The sequence below is a fragment of the Oenococcus oeni DSM 20252 = AWRIB129 genome, assembly GCF_000372485.1.
In the GTDB taxonomy this organism is placed as follows: domain Bacteria; phylum Bacillota; class Bacilli; order Lactobacillales; family Lactobacillaceae; genus Oenococcus; species Oenococcus oeni.
Genome location: NZ_AQVA01000009.1, coordinates 36,990 through 53,671 on the forward strand (window position 1 = coordinate 36,990; position 16,682 = coordinate 53,671).

Genomic DNA, 16,682 nt, shown 5'->3' on the forward strand with positions numbered 1-16,682 from the left:
AATGTAGGTTAACTTTGAAACTTGCGCTTCAATGTTTCATTACATGAATGCCAAGAGAACTGCTCTTGGGTCCTTTGAGATCCAATCTTACCCCTTACAGGGTCTTGTCTTCGTCAGTATCTAGAATACGCTTTATGATCTCTTCAAACCCTATTTATAGTTTAACATGATTTAGGATAAAAAGAAAGCGCTTTCTAATTATCAAGAGTAATCAAAAATCCCCGCATAAAGCGAGGACTTATCATAGCGTGAACTATGAACGAAAATATTGGATATCGACCATGACATCCATAGGCAATTATATACGATATCTGTGTTTTGTATATATAAAACACCAAATCGATAAGATTAGACGATTTACAGTCATCTGTTAGGATTAACAATCAAATTACTTGGCACTGTCAATCCCAAGGGCACTTTGCAATTAAGATATAAAGCAATAGCTTGAGTGGCCGAAAACATTTGTTTGGAGCCTAAATAATTAGTATCTACCTGTGTGATAAAATATGACTTCAATTAAAAAATGGCAGCTGTTTTCGCATCCAAAATAGCTCCATAACCTGGGTTTTAAAAATGGACTTTGGAAAAGCAGACACTTTCTGTATATAAATCTGTCTTTTTATTATTGAAAAAATATTAAGCAAATACGTTATTAAAAGGTTCTAGCCAAGTTTAATTTCAATAATTAATTAACCCGTCTGGAAAAGACCATGACGTAAATACTGTCCAAATAAGTAAAAGACTAGGACATGCGAATTTAATGATTACAGAAAAAGTTTTTTCCCAGCTTTTGGAATCAAAAAGAAAAGAAGATGATGCCAAAGCTATGAGCATATTTTAGTGTGGCAAATTTGTGGCAAATGTGGCAAAAAATAGCACTGAATCGAGTAGAGAAAAGTAGTATCTAGAGTGCTTAGAAACGTTGATATATCGACATTTGGATACAAAAAAGGCTTTATACCGGTAATCGGTATAAAGCCTATTAGTAGCTCGATCGGGAATCGAACCCGAGATTTCGCCGTGAAAGGGCGACGTCTTAGCCGCTTGACCATCGAGCCAAATGGTCGGTGTCACAATTAAGCAACGTAAATATAGTACGGGAAAAAGTCACGAAGGTCAAGCGTTATTTTCAATTTTCTTTGTCATTTGCCAAAACTATTAAGACAGCCAAGGAGAAAGGCACCAAAACGTAGATATTTAAGCCCAATATTTTTTGAAATTTGGGTTCACAACAATAATAAAATTGGATCAAATTAATTTAGGCCAGAGACAAGAAATCTCAAATCATATTAATGTTTCCTGTATCTTAGTCTATAAAAGCATCTTTAATTTCTTCACCATCAATTGAATTGGTAAATTTCAGACCAAGAATTCTGGCAAAAGTGGGCGCTTCGTCAATCAAACGAGCAGAGCGAATTTTTTTGGCTGCTTTAATTCCCGGCCCAGATAAGATCAAAGTTGTTTGATAATTTTTTCTTGTTGGAAGAAAACCATGGACGGCATGATAACGATCCGTTTGGCCAATTGAATTCGCGTCAACTTCCTCAATCAAAGATGTAACTGAAATTTCATCAGTAAAATAGTACCCCGCTTTGGCTTCAACCATTAAGTCAGCTTCCGGATCCGCTCCCAATTCGATTAATTCTTTTTTAGAATATACCTTTTCAATCCCTTGACCCGCATGTTCCTTAATCAAACGTGAAATCCCAGCTGCCATTTTCGGATCCTTTAAATAAATGTAAGTAGATCCATCGGTCGTTTTAGCCATGACACGCCAGTTGGTAATAACTTGTTTTTCTTCGTCATAATCCAACCAGGAATTTTGTTTAAATAAATAATTCAGGTGAATCATCCTTGAAACATCAATCTGATAATGATCGCCAAGAATAGCAATATTTGTTTCCTGCAAACGATTAATTTTTTTCAAGGAATCAAGCATCATCCCCAAATGGGTATCAAGCCTCTCTAATGCTTCAATTGCTTCTTTGGATTCAACCCCGTAATGGTGCCGCATCGAATCAAGATCCACCAAATGGACAAGCGTCAAATCAGGATATTTGTGTTCCAAAGTCCAGCAAACCGAGGCAGTCACAAAGTCATCAAGTTGTGGTTGCGCGATCCCATTACGTAATTTACCAAATTTAGAATTCATGTGAATGGTAAAAAAAGGTGAGCTGGCCTTAAATGATTGAGTATATTGATTCTGCCAAATTCGGTTAGGAAAAATTTCAGCAATATTATATTTAATTGCCGGGCTTCCAGCGGTTACAGGCCATAAAAAGGCAGCAACGTCCATCCTTTGTTCATACGCCAGTTGATACAACGTCGGTGCTTTAACATACTTAGACCACCAATACCAATCAGGAGCAGAACCACGTTCGATCTGAGTCAAAGTATTATTAACGATAGCATGATTTTTTGGGTAATCTCCGGTCACAATAGTTGTATGGCTAGGATAAGTGAGTGTTGGATAAATACCAAATATTTTCTTGACATGTGTCCCCTGTTCAATCAAAGACTTCAAATTCGGCATGATATCCAAATGATTTTTTGCATCCAGCGCACCAAAAGCATCAAAAGACACAACCAATAAGCGTTTTTTATCCTTAAACATTAACCATATTTTAGATCAGGATACAAAAAATTGCTTCGAACAAACGAAGCAATAATGTTTAATACCAGCCATATTCACGATGATGTGCAGCAGCGGCAGCCCAAGAACCATAACGGGCTGCAACATATTTATCGGCTGCAGAACCGGAATAGCCGCCATACTCAGCTGCGACTTGGCTGCTCAACTGAAAGGCTCCCTGATATTGCCCATTCGAGGCATTTGCATCCCCACCTGATTCAACGCTTTCGATCCAAGCCTTGGAGGGATCGCTAATACCATAGCTGTCGGAACTGGAAGTCGTAGTGGTAGTGCTTGCGGAACTGGAATTAGCAGTTGTACTACTGCTTGAAGAAGTTTGATAACTAGTATCCGTATATGTTGCCTGTTGACCGGATTCCTGTTGGGAGGATTCATTTTCAGCAGCTTTAGCCTGCGCAGCTTTAGAAGCAGCCGACTGTTGGGCAGCCTTCTCAGCTGCGTTCTTTTTGGCTGCCGCTTCAACATTAGCTTTTCCTTTGGCAGTATATTGCTCGGACAATATTTTGTCCGTCATCGCATGAATTTCAAAAGGCTGATTAAAAGATGACTGCTTAATTTGCTTTTGAAATTTACTTTGATTATTGGAAACCGCTCGAGCGGTTGTTAAAGAAGTTGATTGGATTTGTATAGGAACAATAGCTGCTGCCAAAATGACAGACCTAACAAGTGAGTTTACGCTTATTCGTTTCATTGCAAAGCATATATTGGCTGGCAAAAATTACTTGAAAATATCAAGAATATTGTTATTTTGTAACAGACCATTTAATTTGTATAATGCAATAAGCTTCAATAAAAGCTTTTGGCTTTGTAATATTTTGAGTTAAGAACATTTTTCACTTAATTATTTTTTAATATATTCAAAAAAAGCTTGAAATAATCCCCACTTGTATAATATAAACATGGAAAATATGATAGAAAAAAGCTTTTTTTAATGAAAAAGACACAAAAATGGGTATCTTTTTTAGAAGTTATTTTTAAAATTATGAGAATCATTTTTAATGAAGCTTACAATTAAAAAAATATGAGGCCGCATTTTTACGCAATCATTAATCAACACGCTGGTAATTATCGAGGACGTGAAATCTGGCATAAGATACAAGATTATATTATTGGTCTTGATATACGCCTTTCGGTTCTGATTTCATCCTATCCTGGGGCGCCGAGAGACTATGCTTATGATTTGGCAAGCGACTTGCCCGATAAAAAATCCAATATTGTAATTTTGGCCTTTGGAGGGGATGGAACCCTCCATGAAGTTCTAAACGGTCTGCTTGACGCGAAACGAAAACATCCCCTGCCGCTGGCTTATATAGCTGCCGGTTCAGGCAATGATTTCGCTCGGGGAGCTAAATTAGAATCTGCCCGACATTGGAAAAAAATCTGCAGGAGTTGTTAAAAGTCGATCATTCCAATAATCTGAATATTGGCGTTTATCAACTAAATAATAACCCAAAGAAACACTACTTCATGAATAGATTCGGGATCGGATTCGACGGGGCAGTCGTCAACGCAAGCAACAAATCAAAGTTTAAAAAAAGATTCAACTATGTTGGATTTGGGGCAGTTAGTTACCTAATCTCGGCAATTGCAATGGTTTTTCAAGCAAAATCATATTCAGCGGAATTCGAGGGCAACAATCTGCAAAAGAAATTTCCCAACGCTTTTCTAATGACCGTGACCAATCATCCATATTTTGGCGGTGGAATCAAGATTGCCCCCGATGAGAAAATTGAGATGCACAACTTAAAACTGGTTGTTTTTCAAAAAAATAATTTAATTCAACTAATCGGTAATTTGCTGACAATCGTATTCGGATCTTTTCAATACAAAATGAAATCAGTCTACAACAAAACTTTAAAAGATGATTTCAGCTTAAATGTCGATTCCAAACAGTTAGCTCAAATTGATGGCCAGGTCTTGAATGAAAATTCTTTTCAATTAAATTTTTCTCGAACAACATATCCTTTTTGGATACCGACAAAATCCGAAAAATAATATAAACGAATGAAGCAATCGCTACCACAGACCGTTTGTACTGACGATCGTTGTACAATATTATTCAGGAGAGGTTTTAATGGCCAACACTCAATTAAGCGATGCGACTCATGTTTTAGTTTATATTGCTCTGCACAAAAACAAACAATCCGTTAAAAGTTCCGAAATTGCGGTTAGTTTGCAAACGGCCCCCAGTTTAGTTAGAAGAATTATGAGTAAATTAAAAAAAGCTCACTTGTTAAATGCCGTTCAAGGTTCACCTCAACCGGTCTTGGCAAAGGCTGCTGAGCAAATTACTCTCCAAGAAACATACCTTGCAGTTTCCCAAAAAAGAAATCTATTAAACGTTGATCAAAATACCGACATGCTTTGCCCGATCGGTACAGCCATTCCAAAAGTTCTGGATCATTATTATAGAGAAATCCAGACAGCTGCAGAAATGAAAATGGCTGAAATTACACTACAAGATATTATTAACGACACTAAAGCGCGGGAGAAACAATTTGATAGCATCAAGTAATTTTCACTATTTTTTAATTTGCATCTTGTTATGAAAATTATCTTCTGCTAGAATATTTTTTGTGATTTATTTTACAAATATTTATACGGATAAAATTAGAGGCAAAGATGTCAAATAAAGTTGCAATTATTACGGGAGCTGGTCAAGGAATTGGTAAAGCAATTGCTCAAAGACTGGCAAAAGACGGTTTCAAGACGGGACTGATTGGTAGACATTTAGAAAAAGTCGAAGCAGTGGCAAAAGAACTAAATGAAGAATATGGTTCCGATACTGCTATAGCCAAAAAAGCCGATGTCTCAAAACGCGACGAAGTTTTTGCAGCTTTTCAAGAAATAAGCGACAATTTCGGAGATTTGAATGTTGTCGTCAATAACGCTGGCGTTGCTCCAACCACTCCAATTATGGAAGTCACCGAAGACGATATGGAATGGACCTGGAAAATCAACGTTGATGGTGTTGTATGGGGAATTCAAGCGGCTGCGACCATTTTTAAGAAATTCAATCACGCTGGAAAAATCATCAACGCTACCTCCCAAGCCGGAGTTCAAGGCAATCCAGATTTAACCGCTTACGGATCGACAAAATTTGCGATTCGTGGAATTACTCAAACAACTGCCAAAGAGTTGGCTAAATTTGGTATTACTGTTAATGCTTACGCACCTGGAATTGTAAAAACACCAATGATGGAAGACATTGCGCACGAAGTCGGCAAGAATGCCGGAAAAGACGACGACTGGGGAATGAATCAATTTGCCAAAGGAATCGCCTTGGGTAGAATTTCCGAACCGGAAGATGTTGCCAATGCAGTTGGCTTTCTAGCAAGTTCTGATTCGAATTATGTTACCGGTCAAACAATCGTCGTTGATGGAGGTATGGTTTTCAACTAAAACATTATCAAGAAATCAAGATTAATAAAAAAGGACCACTTTTATAGGTGATTCTTTTTTTATTGGTCCGAATTAATAAAAAAATCAGTATTTTTTGTTCTTTCGACTCCACAAAGACTGATAATTAATTATCAGCATTTTTGTTGAAATCTTGGAGGGATAAAACAATAAAATGTCTAAAATTAAAATTGCAACAGCTACTTTATTTTTCAGCAACGGAGAGAAATTAAAAATAACCGAAAATGATAAGTTGGGTGGTCTGCGGCCTCATAATGCAGATGAAGTTTTTAAAAGGCATGATGAAAGGGTCTATAAAAGCAAAAAAGAATACTTTGATGCTTTCCCAAAAGAATTTTCCAACCATCTTCTACCGGATTTGTCGGTTGGGGTCGACGCTACCGTTGGATTATTGGACTATATAACCGATTTAATAATTAACTACGGTTTTTTCTATGTCGGTGACGATATAAAAAATGTTTATTCGACTTCGGCAATCGTTAAGATCCAAAATGCCTTTGAAGAAAGCGAAAATTAATTTTTTCGTACTTGCATACAAAATTTAAAATAAAAAATCAGCGTTGAAAGAGCTCGTTAAACTTATGATTCAAAATATCAAAATCAAGATCTTTTTCCAAAAAACGAATTCCATCTGCTGTTTCCTGACCGCCCCACTGTAATTTGTTAACAGTTCTTTTATAGCTGCCATGAAATTTGGCTTTAAATTGTGCAAGCTTATTCTTATCAAGCATTAAGTACTGATAAACCAAAAAATTTTTGTAATCTGGTAATCCTTGATAACAATCTTGATCCATGTTCAACCTCTTTTTAAATCCTCGTCGTAAAATTTTGCAAAAATATTTGTTTCCCCTTTAAACAAGGGCTACGACTATCAATATATTTTAAAATCATTAAGCATAAATAAAAGTAAAATTAATCATAAATAAAAAATATAAAGTTTTGTTCACATTGATCCGCTGATTCTTCCTGACTGATTTTTTTGGACATGCGATCTTTATGCATTTTCTAAAAATATTAAACTTACAAAAAATTAGACATTTGAATAATTTAAAAAAGATTGGCTCCTCCTCGATTTGAAGAAGCTAATCTTTTTTAGCAATTAAAAATTTTTTTTGATTTAATTAAAAAAACAATTTTTATAACCAGACCGCTTAATGCAAAAAAATAATTACTACGTTATTGCTCAAAAAACCTGTATAAAAACAATTTTCCAATAATAACGAGTAATTTATCCAGAACGATGATGAAAAAGCTAAGATCTTTAATCAATAACGATCAAGGCCTAATCAAGATGATATTGATTTTATCGGAACTGATGATCGCTTAAATTCAATTAAATAAAAAGAACGAGAAGAAATTCAAGCCATTTCAAATCATCAATATTCTGGCACAAATAACCAACATATGGTGATTATTCCCGAGGGAAACGGATTTGACACCGATCCGACATATTAAAGAGACATAACAAAACCTTTTTTACGGCGTTGCTGTGTATTCGTTATCAAAATAATTCATTCTTAATTTGTTCCTATGTTTATTTATTAAAATCAATATATTTTTGTATCTTTCCACTATTACTCGAACGTTTTTCTGTTCTTTATATTTTTGCTTTGAATTTTAATGGTTTTGAAAATAAAGTTATGCAAAAAAGGACATTTTACTTTTTCAAGTTGTGTCTCCTGCCCAGCCAGTAGGCCAAAGCCAGTAACAGAAGAACAATAAGTAAAGCTAAAGAGAACCAAATCCATGAATAATTGCGTTTAATGACAATTTTCTTGTTAACACGGGCAGCCATTTTCTTAGAAATTGTAAATTTTCTGGAAAAATTCCAGTTCCGAGTTCCAGATTGTGCCTCGAGTTTTAAGATATATTTCCCAGCCTTGATACTTTTATCATTTGTGCTAATAGCATAATTAAAATTTGAATTAGGGGCCATCTGCATATTTGTATTGGAACTTTTAGAAATTACTGTATTCCCATCGCTATCGAGAACCTCGGAAGTTATCTTTAGTTTTCCGAAAACCGTTGGCGTTTGATTGGAAATTTTAGCTAGAATCACAGGAACTTTATTGATCGATGCTGGTTTTACATTTTCTAAAAGTAACTTGGTATGAACAACTTTGTCTTTTTCAGACAAAAAGACCGGAACCACTACTGCATAAGTATTTTTTAATTGAATACCACTGCCGCTTTTTTTATCGTTTTGGCTATTTGCTTCTTCTTTAATGTATAATCCACCGACAACCGTTCCGGAAAAACTTTTTTTGGAATTTTTATTTTAAAAGTCAGTGTTTTAGACCTACCAGCTTTTAAGCTTGCTCTTTGAACATGACCAGCCATTTTTGAAAATAGCAGTTTTCCTTTAACCCTATGACCTGTATTTCTAAGATTATATTGAATTAAACCAGAATCTCCTGTATAAGCAGTGTTGGCTTCAGCCTTAAATGTTTTCAAAGAACTGCTTGTATTTTTTATAATTAATTTGACCGTCCGTACAGTATTCGGATTTACTTTTAATTCAAAATAATCCCTATGATTGTTAGCATCTGATTGCACCGGTTTAACCGTAAAACCGGCTTTTGTTTGTGCACTGGCATTGAAACCGTTAATTAACAAAAAACCCAGTAAAGATATCAGAATCAAATTGAAATGCAGAAGAAATTTATACATGAACTTCCTTTAACCTCCCTAACAAAATAAAAAGCCAAAGAAATTGATCTCCGGCTTGCATAAAGAACAAAGAAACGAAAACAATTATTCAGCACCTTGAGTTTCAGCGGACGTATTAGCCGTTAATACCCAGTTAACGCTTCCCGAATAAGTGCCAGCTAGAACATTTGTATCTTGTCCAAGCGTAATCGAAGTATTGCTCGAGCTGAGTGCTTGAGTCAATGTTCCGCCAGTCGATGCAGAATTATCCCAAACCGTACTGGTGGTACTTCCATCAGTTGAAGGAGTAATAGAAACATTATTGATAGTCAGTGACGATACATCAAGTGTATTATCTCCATTAGTTAAATCCGTAACTCCAGCTGCAAGAGACCAACCGTCACCTGAACCGGTATCATCTGTAACCTGGATATTTCCCGCTGTGTCCAAAGGGCTGTTTACGGTCGAGGTTGCATTAGCAATATCACCAACTCCTAAAGAAGTGAAAGCAAGATCAGGAGTGCTATCTAAAGACAAGCTCCCCGCGGTGACACCTACACTCGTCGTACTAGATCCTGTTGTATCGGCATAGGCACTGCTAATTGGGCTAACCAGAGCAAACAGCCCCAATGACAGCGACGCCAATAAGGACAGTGGGGCAATTTTTGATATTTTTTTCATAAAAAACTCCTAAGCCATTTTGAAAAGGCTTTCCTTAAATGCAATTATTTTATTAAACGAGATTAACTTTCGGTCATGTGCCATACATTCATGGTCTTCTACATTATGGGTAGACCCTAAAAATTCGATCCTTATAAAATAATTTTCTTGAAAAAGATCAATATTCTATCAATAATTTTGCTTTTTTAAATTAAAAAGATTGATTTGATAAGCTTTAGTGATTTTACTCACTACTAAATTTATTATGCTAAAATTTAGGTGCCTGTATGTTTAGGGTCTACCCATAGCGCAATTAAAATAAAATTGTTAAACTGAAATTAATAATCATTACTTTGGAATGTTTAATAAATATTTGGATACTATAAAAAATGAAAATTGCTTATGCACGGGTTTCTTCTCAGGAACAAAACTTAGCTCGGCAAATTGCCCGCTTAAAGGCTATTCCAGTTGATCGTATTTTTGCCAAAAAACAATCTGGTAAAAATTTTAGCGAACGAAATAAATTAAAAAACTTATTATTTTCTCTTAAAAAAGGAGATATTGTATATGTGACCAGTCTTGATCGTTTGGGACGCAACGCTAATGATTTAACTAAATTAATTCAACTAATCCGAGAAAAAGGTGCTACATTTCAAAGCCTGGACTTACCGGATTTTTCGGCTATCCCAGATCCGAATTTGCGAAATATGTTAAACGACATATTGTTAACTGTTTTCAAATTTCAAGCACAAAGCGAGCGGGAAAGAATTCACGAACGTCAAAGACAAGGAATTGAAATAGCTAAAACAAAAGGAATATACAAGGGTCGGCCTGTTCTTTATAGTGCTTTAACGAATAATATACATAGACGGTCAATATATTTAGCAATTAAAAAGGACTTAAAAAAAGGTGAATCTGCAATTCGATTAGCTAAAAAATATGGTGTAAGTCATAGTACGGTTTATCGAATCAAACACGAATTACATTTATGATTAAATTATTGAATATATCGAAAATATAAAATAATGTTTTAAAAAAATCGTCAGGATTGTTTCTAACGATTTTTTAAAATTATTCATAAGTGCAAAATAAAACTCTCGAAAAATCGAGAGTTTCCATATCATTCACCATAATCATCAGGAGCAGTCCTTGGTCATTAATCTTTTTGGCAATAACCAACGGAACCGTTATTTTTGTACCAGAAGTTACTTTATAAGTGTAATCACCCTTTGATTTGCCATAAAATTGGATCTTATCATTCTCCAAGATATGTGATCCGTTCATAATCGAAGGATCAAAGGCGACATAGACTATATCATCATAGTCACCATTGATCGCAACCCGCAAATCGGTTTCGTCATCACCTTCCAATACCTGAACAACTTCTCCGGTATAAACCACTTTTTGTCCTTTGTATTGATCGGGGTTTCTGGCCAATGAATCATAAGTTATATCGGATCGATAATCAGCAGAGGAAAAAGCCTCTGTAGATGACGACGAAGACGCTGCAGTTGATGAGGAGCTCGAACTACTCGAGGTTGTCTTTTTCTTTGAAGATAGGCTTTTGATATACCGTGACATTGCTCCATTCACGACCAATGTGGTATAGCCAAATTTGCCTGCCTTTTTAAGAATATTTTTTGAAATCTCGGGCGAAGTCCATTTCTTTTGATAATTGGTTACGGCCAAAATAGAAGTTTTCGTTTTATCTCCACTTTTGGGATCAACAGAATTAGTTATACCTATCGGATCAACTACAACAGAGAATTTCCCATTGCTAACTTTTGCCCAACCTGCTCCAGCTACGGATTCACCTGCTGTAAATCCGTAATTCAGGTTACTTTGACTATATGGAGTAACAATTATTTTAGAACCATTAGGAGCTGAAGTTGTTCCTTTAAGTAACCAAGTGTAATAACTATTTGATTTCACAGAAGTTATTTTTGTTTGGTAAACTCTATACTTCCCTGCTTGATAACTCTCACTATTTTTTACCATTGTAAAAACAGTTAATAGAGCAATCACGGCTAAAGCAACAAGGACCAACCAAAACCACCATTGTTTGTAAAACGATTTATTTATTTTTTTCATTTCCCTCTCCAAAAAATTAGTTCACTATCCCTTCACAAATGTGAACCTGTTTAATTGTAAACGTTTGTATAGCAAACAATTACAAATTAAAAGATAGAAAATAAAAAAATAATTAAATGATATATTTTTAATACTACAAAAATAGAACTTGAGTTATTAATATGTAAAGGTTTCGGTACAAACAAGCAACTACTACTAATCCCAAACTTTTAAATAAAGTCCGAAATCCAATTAGTTTTTTAAAAGGATAAAAATAAAAAAATTAGTGAAAATATTTGGGTAAATTGTGGTGGCGCTCTTCGGTATGCACAGACGGATTCAAAATAAAAAAACAGTTACAAATAGAGCAGAAGCACCTAAAAGATCGCAAAACAAAAAAATTACCGAATCCTTGGCTATTTCCTGGATCTCTTGTTACTTTGAACTTGTATATCTAATAAAGAACTTGACTACCCTGTCCTTGATAAACGCTTCGCAGCTTTTTCTTGTCACGCATAAAAATATCTGTTTCTTCCATATCGATATTGTTTCGTAGCGGAGATTACCCAAATAGATTTGATAAACGACGTAATATCGCGCATCATACTGGAAAGTTTTAAGAACTAAAATTCTCAAAGTATGGAGATTTTAAAAAACTTGGAACTAATTCTTAAGATTGTCTCAATAACGGCTCAAAACCGGCTATTTTTATCGATATTCAAACAAATATGGATATTGAGGAGGTTAAAGATCCCACGATTGAAGATATCGATTTTATTCATTAAAAAATAGGATTGATAAATTCATGGATAGATTTGGAAAAATCAAAGCTTCAAAAAAAGATCGGCAAGTAAAACCGCACGACTACGATATATAAAAAAATTGAACTTATTCAAATATTTCAAAGAAAATTAAGCTTTGCGCTATACGCACCATAGCTATACCCTTTTTTACTGTCCAAGGGTATCTCAATTCGATATGTCTAAACCCGCAAAACTATTACGATTATAAATTTTCAATAAGATGTTGTGCAGTAAATTATGCATTTTTAATGAGCATCCGTCATAGACAGTTAGATGTTTGAGCAGATCGCAAAAGGCTTGCAAATCGGCATTTGGGTACAAAAAAACCGCCATATGGCGGTTATTCCCAAGGACACCAGATTGACCATCTAGTGCCCCCTCCCGGACTCGAACCGGGGACCTTGGGATTAAAAATCCCCTACTCTAACCAGCTGAGTTAAAGGGGCATTGCTTTTTACGCAACAAAAATATTTTACGGGAATATAAACATTTTTGCAAGCTTTTTTTACTTTGTTGTATCTCGCATTACAAATTCGTGAGGTAAAACAACTTTTGAATCATCAATTTCCTGTCCAGACATTAATTTCGTCAGCAAGCGCATTGCAACAGCACCGATGTCAAACTTAGGTTGCGTAACCGATGAAATGGCCGGGCGAGCCATTTTGACAAGTTTTGTATCATTCGAAGAAATAATTTGAAACTGGTCGGGAACTTTAATTCCGTTATCCTGCATATAATTTAAAATTCCCAAGGCTGGTTCGTCTTCACCGACAATAACCGCTTTAATACCATCTTCGTACAAATGCTGGGCTAAATTATAACCCGCTTGATAATCGTCATCCGATTCATAAATTTTTCCGCCAGAAACGGCATTTAAAAATCCTTGTTGTCTCAAACTTGATAAGCTTCCCTCTCCAGGATTATCAACCAAAGCAACTTCGGACTCGTCAAGATCGCTTTTCTTAAGCATTTCACCAGCCTGACTGAAGGCCTTAACGTAATTAATATTAACCGAAGGAAGTTTTCCCTGGGGATCGACCGAGCCGGCAAAAACGACTGGAAAAGGAGAATCTTCCAAAAGTTTCAACATTTCCCCGGAAGTCTTATTGCCCATGTAAATCATTCCGTCAACATGTTTGTCGATTAAAGTATTCAGAGCAGCTTTCTCGGCTTCCGGATTTTCGTCGGAAACAGCAAGAGTAACCGAATACTTATAAATTTTCGCAACCGCATCGATTCCTTGAGCTAATTCCGCATAATACAAATCAGTCAAGTCGGGCATAACCATCCCGATCATCGTAGTTTTTGAACTCGCGAGTCCCTTGGCCATTGCATTTGGTCGGTAATTTAGCTCTTTAATTGCTTTTAAGACTTTTTGTCTCGTTTCTGATTTAACTTTGCCGTTATTGTTAACTACACGACTAACTGTCGCAAGACTAACGCCAACCCTTTCCGAAACGTCATATATTGTTGGTTGCTTGTTATCTGTCATCACTTTTACCTATTATATAAATAATAACGATTATGAAAACATTATGCAAGCGATTACATACGAAATATTCTAATAAAGTTAGTAAAAAAGCTAGGAATTATCCTAACTTTTCATCATTTATCTTCTTTTTCGTCACTATCCGGTTTTGTCAAATCGTCTTTTAAAGCATCATCTTCTTCTAAATCGATGTCTTCTTTGGAAAAACGGTGACGTAAATCATCAATTGTGTCTTTGGCTTTATCGACATAAGGACTTGCTTTATCGACTAAATCATAAGCTTTGTCCTTTGCCTTTTCGACATAAGGGGAAGCCTGATCAATAACGTCTGCCGCCTTGTCTTTAACTCCTTGATAGGTATCGGCGTATTTCGAATCTTTGATTTGCTCATCAAATTCGCCAACTTTATTCTTTGCTTTTTCAGAGAGGTCACCTGCCAAATCAGCGCCAGCGTATGCGGCATCATACCCTAAATCTTTTAATTTATTACCGGTATCTTTGGCTTTTTTAATTAATTCATCTTGTTTCTCTTGAGGCAGAGCTTTAAAAGCAACATAAGCTGCCGCAGTTGCCAAAATACCTGCTACCAATCCTTTTGCCATTTTTATCATCCTTTCTTCTTTGCTCTACTCTTTTTGAATCGATTGAATACTGCTTCTCCCGCACTGAAGATCACACCAGACTTAAGTGCCGAATCGGTCAAGTTGTTAACCATTTTCCAGGCTTTTGCTTTTTTGCCGACAACCTCAGTCTTTTTTTTATTAATCTTATCCGTAAAGTGGCTGACTGTCGAGCCTAAATCCGCCGTTGCCTGAACGACCGGATCCAAACGTTCTACCTTGCTTGTCAGATCATTTAGAAGCGACTTAGTAGTGGCAGTAATTTGATCAGCGTCGCTTGCAATCGGTTCAATGTGTTTTTTTAAAATCCTTATTGTCTGATTAATTGAAATCAAAACAACGACAATTGCAATTACGAGGACTGCGAAAGCAATCGCAGCAATTAATCCTGCTATTTGACCAATATTCATATGCCCTCCTGTTTTCTACATTATAACTGCTTTCAAGACGAATTATCTGCTGAAAACCTGGCGTAAAAATGGTATTTCCTTGAAACTACGCGAAAAATATTCAACGATAAATTCACTCTTATTAATAGTTAAAATCACATAAGTGCCACCGATCGATCGCTGTGGTCCACGGGGATATGTAGTTGAGCCAGGGTTTATAAATAGCTTCCCATTGTATTTTTCGGCCAAAATAACATGCGTGTGCCCAAATAGAACAATATCGGCATGGTGCTTGTTTGCTAAGTGATCGAGCTTTTCAAAACCATTGTTGACATGAGCCAAATGCCCATGAGTTTGGTAAATAGTTATATCGTCAGTTTTATTTTTATAGACATTTTCAATTGGAAAATCACTGGAAAAAAGATCCATATTGCCTAAAACAACATGAATATTCTCCCAAATTGGATCGTCCGATTCGAATTGAGAATCTCCATTGTAAAAAATAGCGGCAATCTCCGGATTATCTCGATAATGATTGAGAATTTCCTGAAATTCAGCCCTATCGCCGTGTGTGTCACTAAAGATTAAATATTTCATTCTTTTAAACCTTTTTGATCAATATGAAGTTCTTTAATCGTTAAATTGCTTTTATTGAGCCATTCACGAGTGAATTTGGAAAAACGGCCAATATTTCCAGTCGTATAAAAAACGTCTTTTTCATGATGATTAATATTCTTTGAATCGTGAAAAGCGTTATTTTTTCTCATTATCTCCGCTGTTTGAAGGATTTCCTCTGAAGCCGGATCAACAACTGCTACGTTTTTATCGACCGCTGCCTGAATTTCCTTCTTCAAAATAGGAAAATGAGTACATCCTAGAACTAAGGTATCGGATTTTTTACCATCGTTTTTTTCTTCCATCCAATTATGAATCGCTTGATAAACGATTTGTTTTCCCTTAGGAGTTCCCGCCATATCGCTTTCAACAAGTTGAACGAATTCAGGAAGAGCTTTTTGTTCAATAACCAAATCGGAATTCAGGGCTATTAATTGGTCATAATAAGCCTTCGACTCAACAGTCGATTGGGTTCCGATGACATTGACATGTAAATTTCTTGTCGCATTGATACCGGCGAGCGCCCCGGCAGAAATAACACCAATTACCGGTATCTCCAAATACGCCCTTAACTGGGGCAGAGCCTGTGCGGTAGCTGTATTACAAGCAACGACCAACGCTTTAATATTGTGTTTTTTAACGAGAAAATCGGCCATTTGCAAGGTAAATTTTTGAATTTCAACAGTTGGTCGCGGTCCATAAGGCATTCGCGCTTCATCACCAACAAAATAAACCGACTCATTCGGTAATTGTTTTAAAGCTTCGCGGACAACGGTTAAACCGCCCAAGCCAGAATCTATGTATCCAATTCCTCGATTATCCATATCTTAAGTATAGAATGTTTATGTAACTTTTATGATTCGTTACAAAAAGCTATACTAATTGGTGTGAAGAAAGACGCTTATAAAAACCTTTCAAAATTTTCAAATAATCAAACAGCCTTTTCGTTGGCCTTATTACGTGACGGAATTTTAAATGATATTTTAGATGACGATGCTAATGACATTCTTTATTACGCGGGAAAAGAAGTTGCCCGGCAATTTTATACAAAAACGTTAAACGGCATTCAAGAATTTTTTTCAGCAGCCGGATGGGGAGATATTCAGATTTCTTCTCAAAAGGAAAACAAAGAAAGCTGGCTTTTAACAGGCGAAGCAATAAAAATTAGGTCTGCAGCAATCGATGAGCCCTCATATTTTCTCGAAGCCGGATTTTTAGCTCAAGAAATTCAGCAACAAACTCATAGAGGAACTGAATGTTCATATCAGTCCGATGATAAATCGCGAGTTATCTTTACGGTTTACATTGACTAAT

19 protein-coding genes and 2 tRNA genes are annotated in these 16,682 nt (G+C 35.9%); 7 read left to right on the top strand and 14 right to left on the bottom strand.

Translation table 11 applies throughout. From position 1 onward, the window contains the following. Positions 1-986: 986 nt before the first annotated feature. From A3G9_RS0106910 to A3G9_RS0106920, 3 genes are all read right to left on the bottom strand, one after another. Positions 987-1,058 (bottom strand) — tRNA-Glu (locus A3G9_RS0106910). A gap of 248 nt (positions 1,059-1,306) precedes the next feature. Next, positions 1,307-2,614 (bottom strand): alkaline phosphatase family protein, encoded by a 1,308-nt coding sequence (locus A3G9_RS0106915; protein ID WP_002821597.1) that lies wholly within the window; start codon positions 2,612-2,614, stop codon positions 1,307-1,309. Between the two features lie 58 nt (positions 2,615-2,672). Then, the gene (locus tag A3G9_RS0106920; RefSeq protein ID WP_226489928.1) at positions 2,673-3,344 is read right to left on the bottom strand and encodes an aggregation-promoting factor C-terminal-like domain-containing protein; all 672 of its coding nucleotides are present in this window, start codon (positions 3,342-3,344) and stop codon (positions 2,673-2,675) included. Positions 3,345-3,674: 330 nt separating this feature from the next. On the opposite strand from A3G9_RS0106920, the gene A3G9_RS1000000110500 reads away from it, so the two are divergent. From A3G9_RS1000000110500 to A3G9_RS0106940, 5 genes are all read left to right on the top strand, one after another. Continuing rightward, positions 3,675-4,049, top strand: coding sequence for an acylglycerol kinase family protein (locus tag A3G9_RS1000000110500; protein ID WP_004164862.1), 375 nt, complete (start codon positions 3,675-3,677; stop codon positions 4,047-4,049). After that, positions 4,022-4,648 (top strand): diacylglycerol/lipid kinase family protein, encoded by a 627-nt coding sequence (locus tag A3G9_RS1000000110505; RefSeq protein WP_226489929.1) that lies wholly within the window; start codon positions 4,022-4,024, stop codon positions 4,646-4,648. The genes A3G9_RS1000000110500 and A3G9_RS1000000110505 overlap by 28 nt, the downstream gene beginning before the upstream one ends. A gap of 79 nt (positions 4,649-4,727) precedes the next feature. After that, positions 4,728-5,168: an Rrf2 family transcriptional regulator gene (locus tag A3G9_RS0106930; RefSeq protein ID WP_002820284.1), complete on the top strand. Its 441-nt coding sequence runs from the start codon at positions 4,728-4,730 to the stop codon at positions 5,166-5,168. Between the two features lie 107 nt (positions 5,169-5,275). Further along, positions 5,276-6,055 carry a (S)-acetoin forming diacetyl reductase gene (locus tag A3G9_RS0106935; RefSeq protein WP_002820287.1) on the top strand — a complete coding sequence of 260 codons (780 nt, stop codon included), beginning with the start codon at positions 5,276-5,278 and terminating at the stop codon, positions 6,053-6,055. A 172-nt stretch (positions 6,056-6,227) separates the two neighbouring features. Continuing rightward, entirely contained in the window at positions 6,228-6,590 is a 363-nt protein-coding gene (locus tag A3G9_RS0106940; protein WP_002820288.1) for a hypothetical protein, read from the top strand. 37 nt (positions 6,591-6,627) lie between these two features. Here A3G9_RS0106940 and A3G9_RS0106945 read toward each other — a convergent pair whose 3' ends face one another. From A3G9_RS0106945 to A3G9_RS0106960, 4 genes are all read right to left on the bottom strand, one after another. Then, positions 6,628-6,867: a hypothetical protein gene (locus tag A3G9_RS0106945; RefSeq protein ID WP_002820289.1), complete on the bottom strand. Its 240-nt coding sequence runs from the start codon at positions 6,865-6,867 to the stop codon at positions 6,628-6,630. Between the two features lie 863 nt (positions 6,868-7,730). Continuing rightward, positions 7,731-8,225 carry a DUF3324 domain-containing protein gene (locus A3G9_RS0106950; RefSeq protein ID WP_002820290.1) on the bottom strand — a complete coding sequence of 165 codons (495 nt, stop codon included), beginning with the start codon at positions 8,223-8,225 and terminating at the stop codon, positions 7,731-7,733. Positions 8,226-8,242: 17 nt separating this feature from the next. Continuing rightward, positions 8,243-8,689 (bottom strand): WxL protein peptidoglycan domain-containing protein, encoded by a 447-nt coding sequence (locus tag A3G9_RS0106955; protein WP_226489930.1) that lies wholly within the window; start codon positions 8,687-8,689, stop codon positions 8,243-8,245. 138 nt (positions 8,690-8,827) lie between these two features. Next, positions 8,828-9,403 (bottom strand): WxL domain-containing protein, encoded by a 576-nt coding sequence (locus tag A3G9_RS0106960; protein ID WP_002820292.1) that lies wholly within the window; start codon positions 9,401-9,403, stop codon positions 8,828-8,830. Positions 9,404-9,771: 368 nt separating this feature from the next. Between A3G9_RS0106960 and A3G9_RS0106965 the strand changes: the two genes are divergently transcribed. Beyond that, positions 9,772-10,374 carry a recombinase family protein gene (locus A3G9_RS0106965; RefSeq protein ID WP_002821596.1) on the top strand — a complete coding sequence of 201 codons (603 nt, stop codon included), beginning with the start codon at positions 9,772-9,774 and terminating at the stop codon, positions 10,372-10,374. Positions 10,375-10,453: 79 nt separating this feature from the next. Here A3G9_RS0106965 and A3G9_RS0106970 read toward each other — a convergent pair whose 3' ends face one another. The 7 genes from A3G9_RS0106970 to murI form a co-directional block, all read right to left on the bottom strand. Further along, positions 10,454-11,473: a hypothetical protein gene (locus A3G9_RS0106970; RefSeq protein ID WP_002820294.1), complete on the bottom strand. Its 1,020-nt coding sequence runs from the start codon at positions 11,471-11,473 to the stop codon at positions 10,454-10,456. Between the two features lie 1,154 nt (positions 11,474-12,627). Continuing rightward, a tRNA-Lys gene (locus A3G9_RS0106975) sits at positions 12,628-12,701 on the bottom strand. A 59-nt stretch (positions 12,702-12,760) separates the two neighbouring features. Further along, positions 12,761-13,747: a LacI family DNA-binding transcriptional regulator gene (locus tag A3G9_RS0106980; RefSeq protein ID WP_002820135.1), complete on the bottom strand. Its 987-nt coding sequence runs from the start codon at positions 13,745-13,747 to the stop codon at positions 12,761-12,763. Positions 13,748-13,860: 113 nt separating this feature from the next. Then, on the bottom strand, positions 13,861-14,346 hold the full coding sequence (locus A3G9_RS0106985) for a hypothetical protein (RefSeq protein ID WP_002820136.1): 486 nt from the start codon (positions 14,344-14,346) through the stop codon (positions 13,861-13,863). 5 nt (positions 14,347-14,351) lie between these two features. Beyond that, the gene (locus A3G9_RS0106990) at positions 14,352-14,774 is read right to left on the bottom strand and encodes a DUF948 domain-containing protein (protein WP_002820137.1); all 423 of its coding nucleotides are present in this window, start codon (positions 14,772-14,774) and stop codon (positions 14,352-14,354) included. A 42-nt stretch (positions 14,775-14,816) separates the two neighbouring features. Continuing rightward, positions 14,817-15,350, bottom strand: a complete 534-nt coding sequence (locus A3G9_RS0106995) for a YfcE family phosphodiesterase (protein ID WP_002820138.1) — start codon at positions 15,348-15,350, stop codon at positions 14,817-14,819. Then, a complete protein-coding gene (murI, locus tag A3G9_RS0107000; RefSeq protein ID WP_002820139.1) occupies positions 15,347-16,192 on the bottom strand; it encodes a glutamate racemase in 846 nt (281 codons plus the stop codon). The genes A3G9_RS0106995 and murI overlap by 4 nt, the downstream gene beginning before the upstream one ends. A 63-nt stretch (positions 16,193-16,255) precedes the next feature. On the opposite strand from murI, the gene A3G9_RS0107005 reads away from it, so the two are divergent. Continuing rightward, on the top strand, positions 16,256-16,681 hold the full coding sequence (locus A3G9_RS0107005; protein ID WP_002816729.1) for a YslB family protein: 426 nt from the start codon (positions 16,256-16,258) through the stop codon (positions 16,679-16,681). Position 16,682: the final 1 nt, after the last annotated feature.

What these genes read in the sequence shown, in the direction of transcription:
- A3G9_RS0106920 (WP_226489928.1), bottom strand. Translation starts at nt 3,344, where the DNA reads ATGAAACGAATAAGCGTAAACTCACTTGTTAGGTCTGTCATTTTGGCA.
- A3G9_RS1000000110500 (WP_004164862.1), top strand. Translation starts at nt 3,675, where the DNA reads ATGAGGCCGCATTTTTACGCAATCATTAATCAACACGCTGGTAATTAT.
- A3G9_RS0106945 (WP_002820289.1), bottom strand. Translation starts at nt 6,867, where the DNA reads ATGGATCAAGATTGTTATCAAGGATTACCAGATTACAAAAATTTTTTG.
- murI (WP_002820139.1), bottom strand. Translation starts at nt 16,192, where the DNA reads ATGGATAATCGAGGAATTGGATACATAGATTCTGGCTTGGGCGGTTTA.
- A3G9_RS0106985 (WP_002820136.1), bottom strand. Translation starts at nt 14,346, where the DNA reads ATGGCAAAAGGATTGGTAGCAGGTATTTTGGCAACTGCGGCAGCTTAT.
- A3G9_RS0106960 (WP_002820292.1), bottom strand. Translation starts at nt 9,403, where the DNA reads ATGAAAAAAATATCAAAAATTGCCCCACTGTCCTTATTGGCGTCGCTG.
- A3G9_RS0106995 (WP_002820138.1), bottom strand. Translation starts at nt 15,350, where the DNA reads ATGAAATATTTAATCTTTAGTGACACACACGGCGATAGGGCTGAATTT.
- A3G9_RS0106990 (WP_002820137.1), bottom strand. Translation starts at nt 14,774, where the DNA reads ATGAATATTGGTCAAATAGCAGGATTAATTGCTGCGATTGCTTTCGCA.
- A3G9_RS0106915 (WP_002821597.1), bottom strand. Translation starts at nt 2,614, where the DNA reads ATGTTTAAGGATAAAAAACGCTTATTGGTTGTGTCTTTTGATGCTTTT.
- A3G9_RS0106970 (WP_002820294.1), bottom strand. Translation starts at nt 11,473, where the DNA reads ATGAAAAAAATAAATAAATCGTTTTACAAACAATGGTGGTTTTGGTTG.
- A3G9_RS0106980 (WP_002820135.1), bottom strand. Translation starts at nt 13,747, where the DNA reads ATGACAGATAACAAGCAACCAACAATATATGACGTTTCGGAAAGGGTT.
- A3G9_RS0106930 (WP_002820284.1), top strand. Translation starts at nt 4,728, where the DNA reads ATGGCCAACACTCAATTAAGCGATGCGACTCATGTTTTAGTTTATATT.
- A3G9_RS0106935 (WP_002820287.1), top strand. Translation starts at nt 5,276, where the DNA reads ATGTCAAATAAAGTTGCAATTATTACGGGAGCTGGTCAAGGAATTGGT.
- A3G9_RS0106965 (WP_002821596.1), top strand. Translation starts at nt 9,772, where the DNA reads ATGAAAATTGCTTATGCACGGGTTTCTTCTCAGGAACAAAACTTAGCT.
- A3G9_RS0106940 (WP_002820288.1), top strand. Translation starts at nt 6,228, where the DNA reads ATGTCTAAAATTAAAATTGCAACAGCTACTTTATTTTTCAGCAACGGA.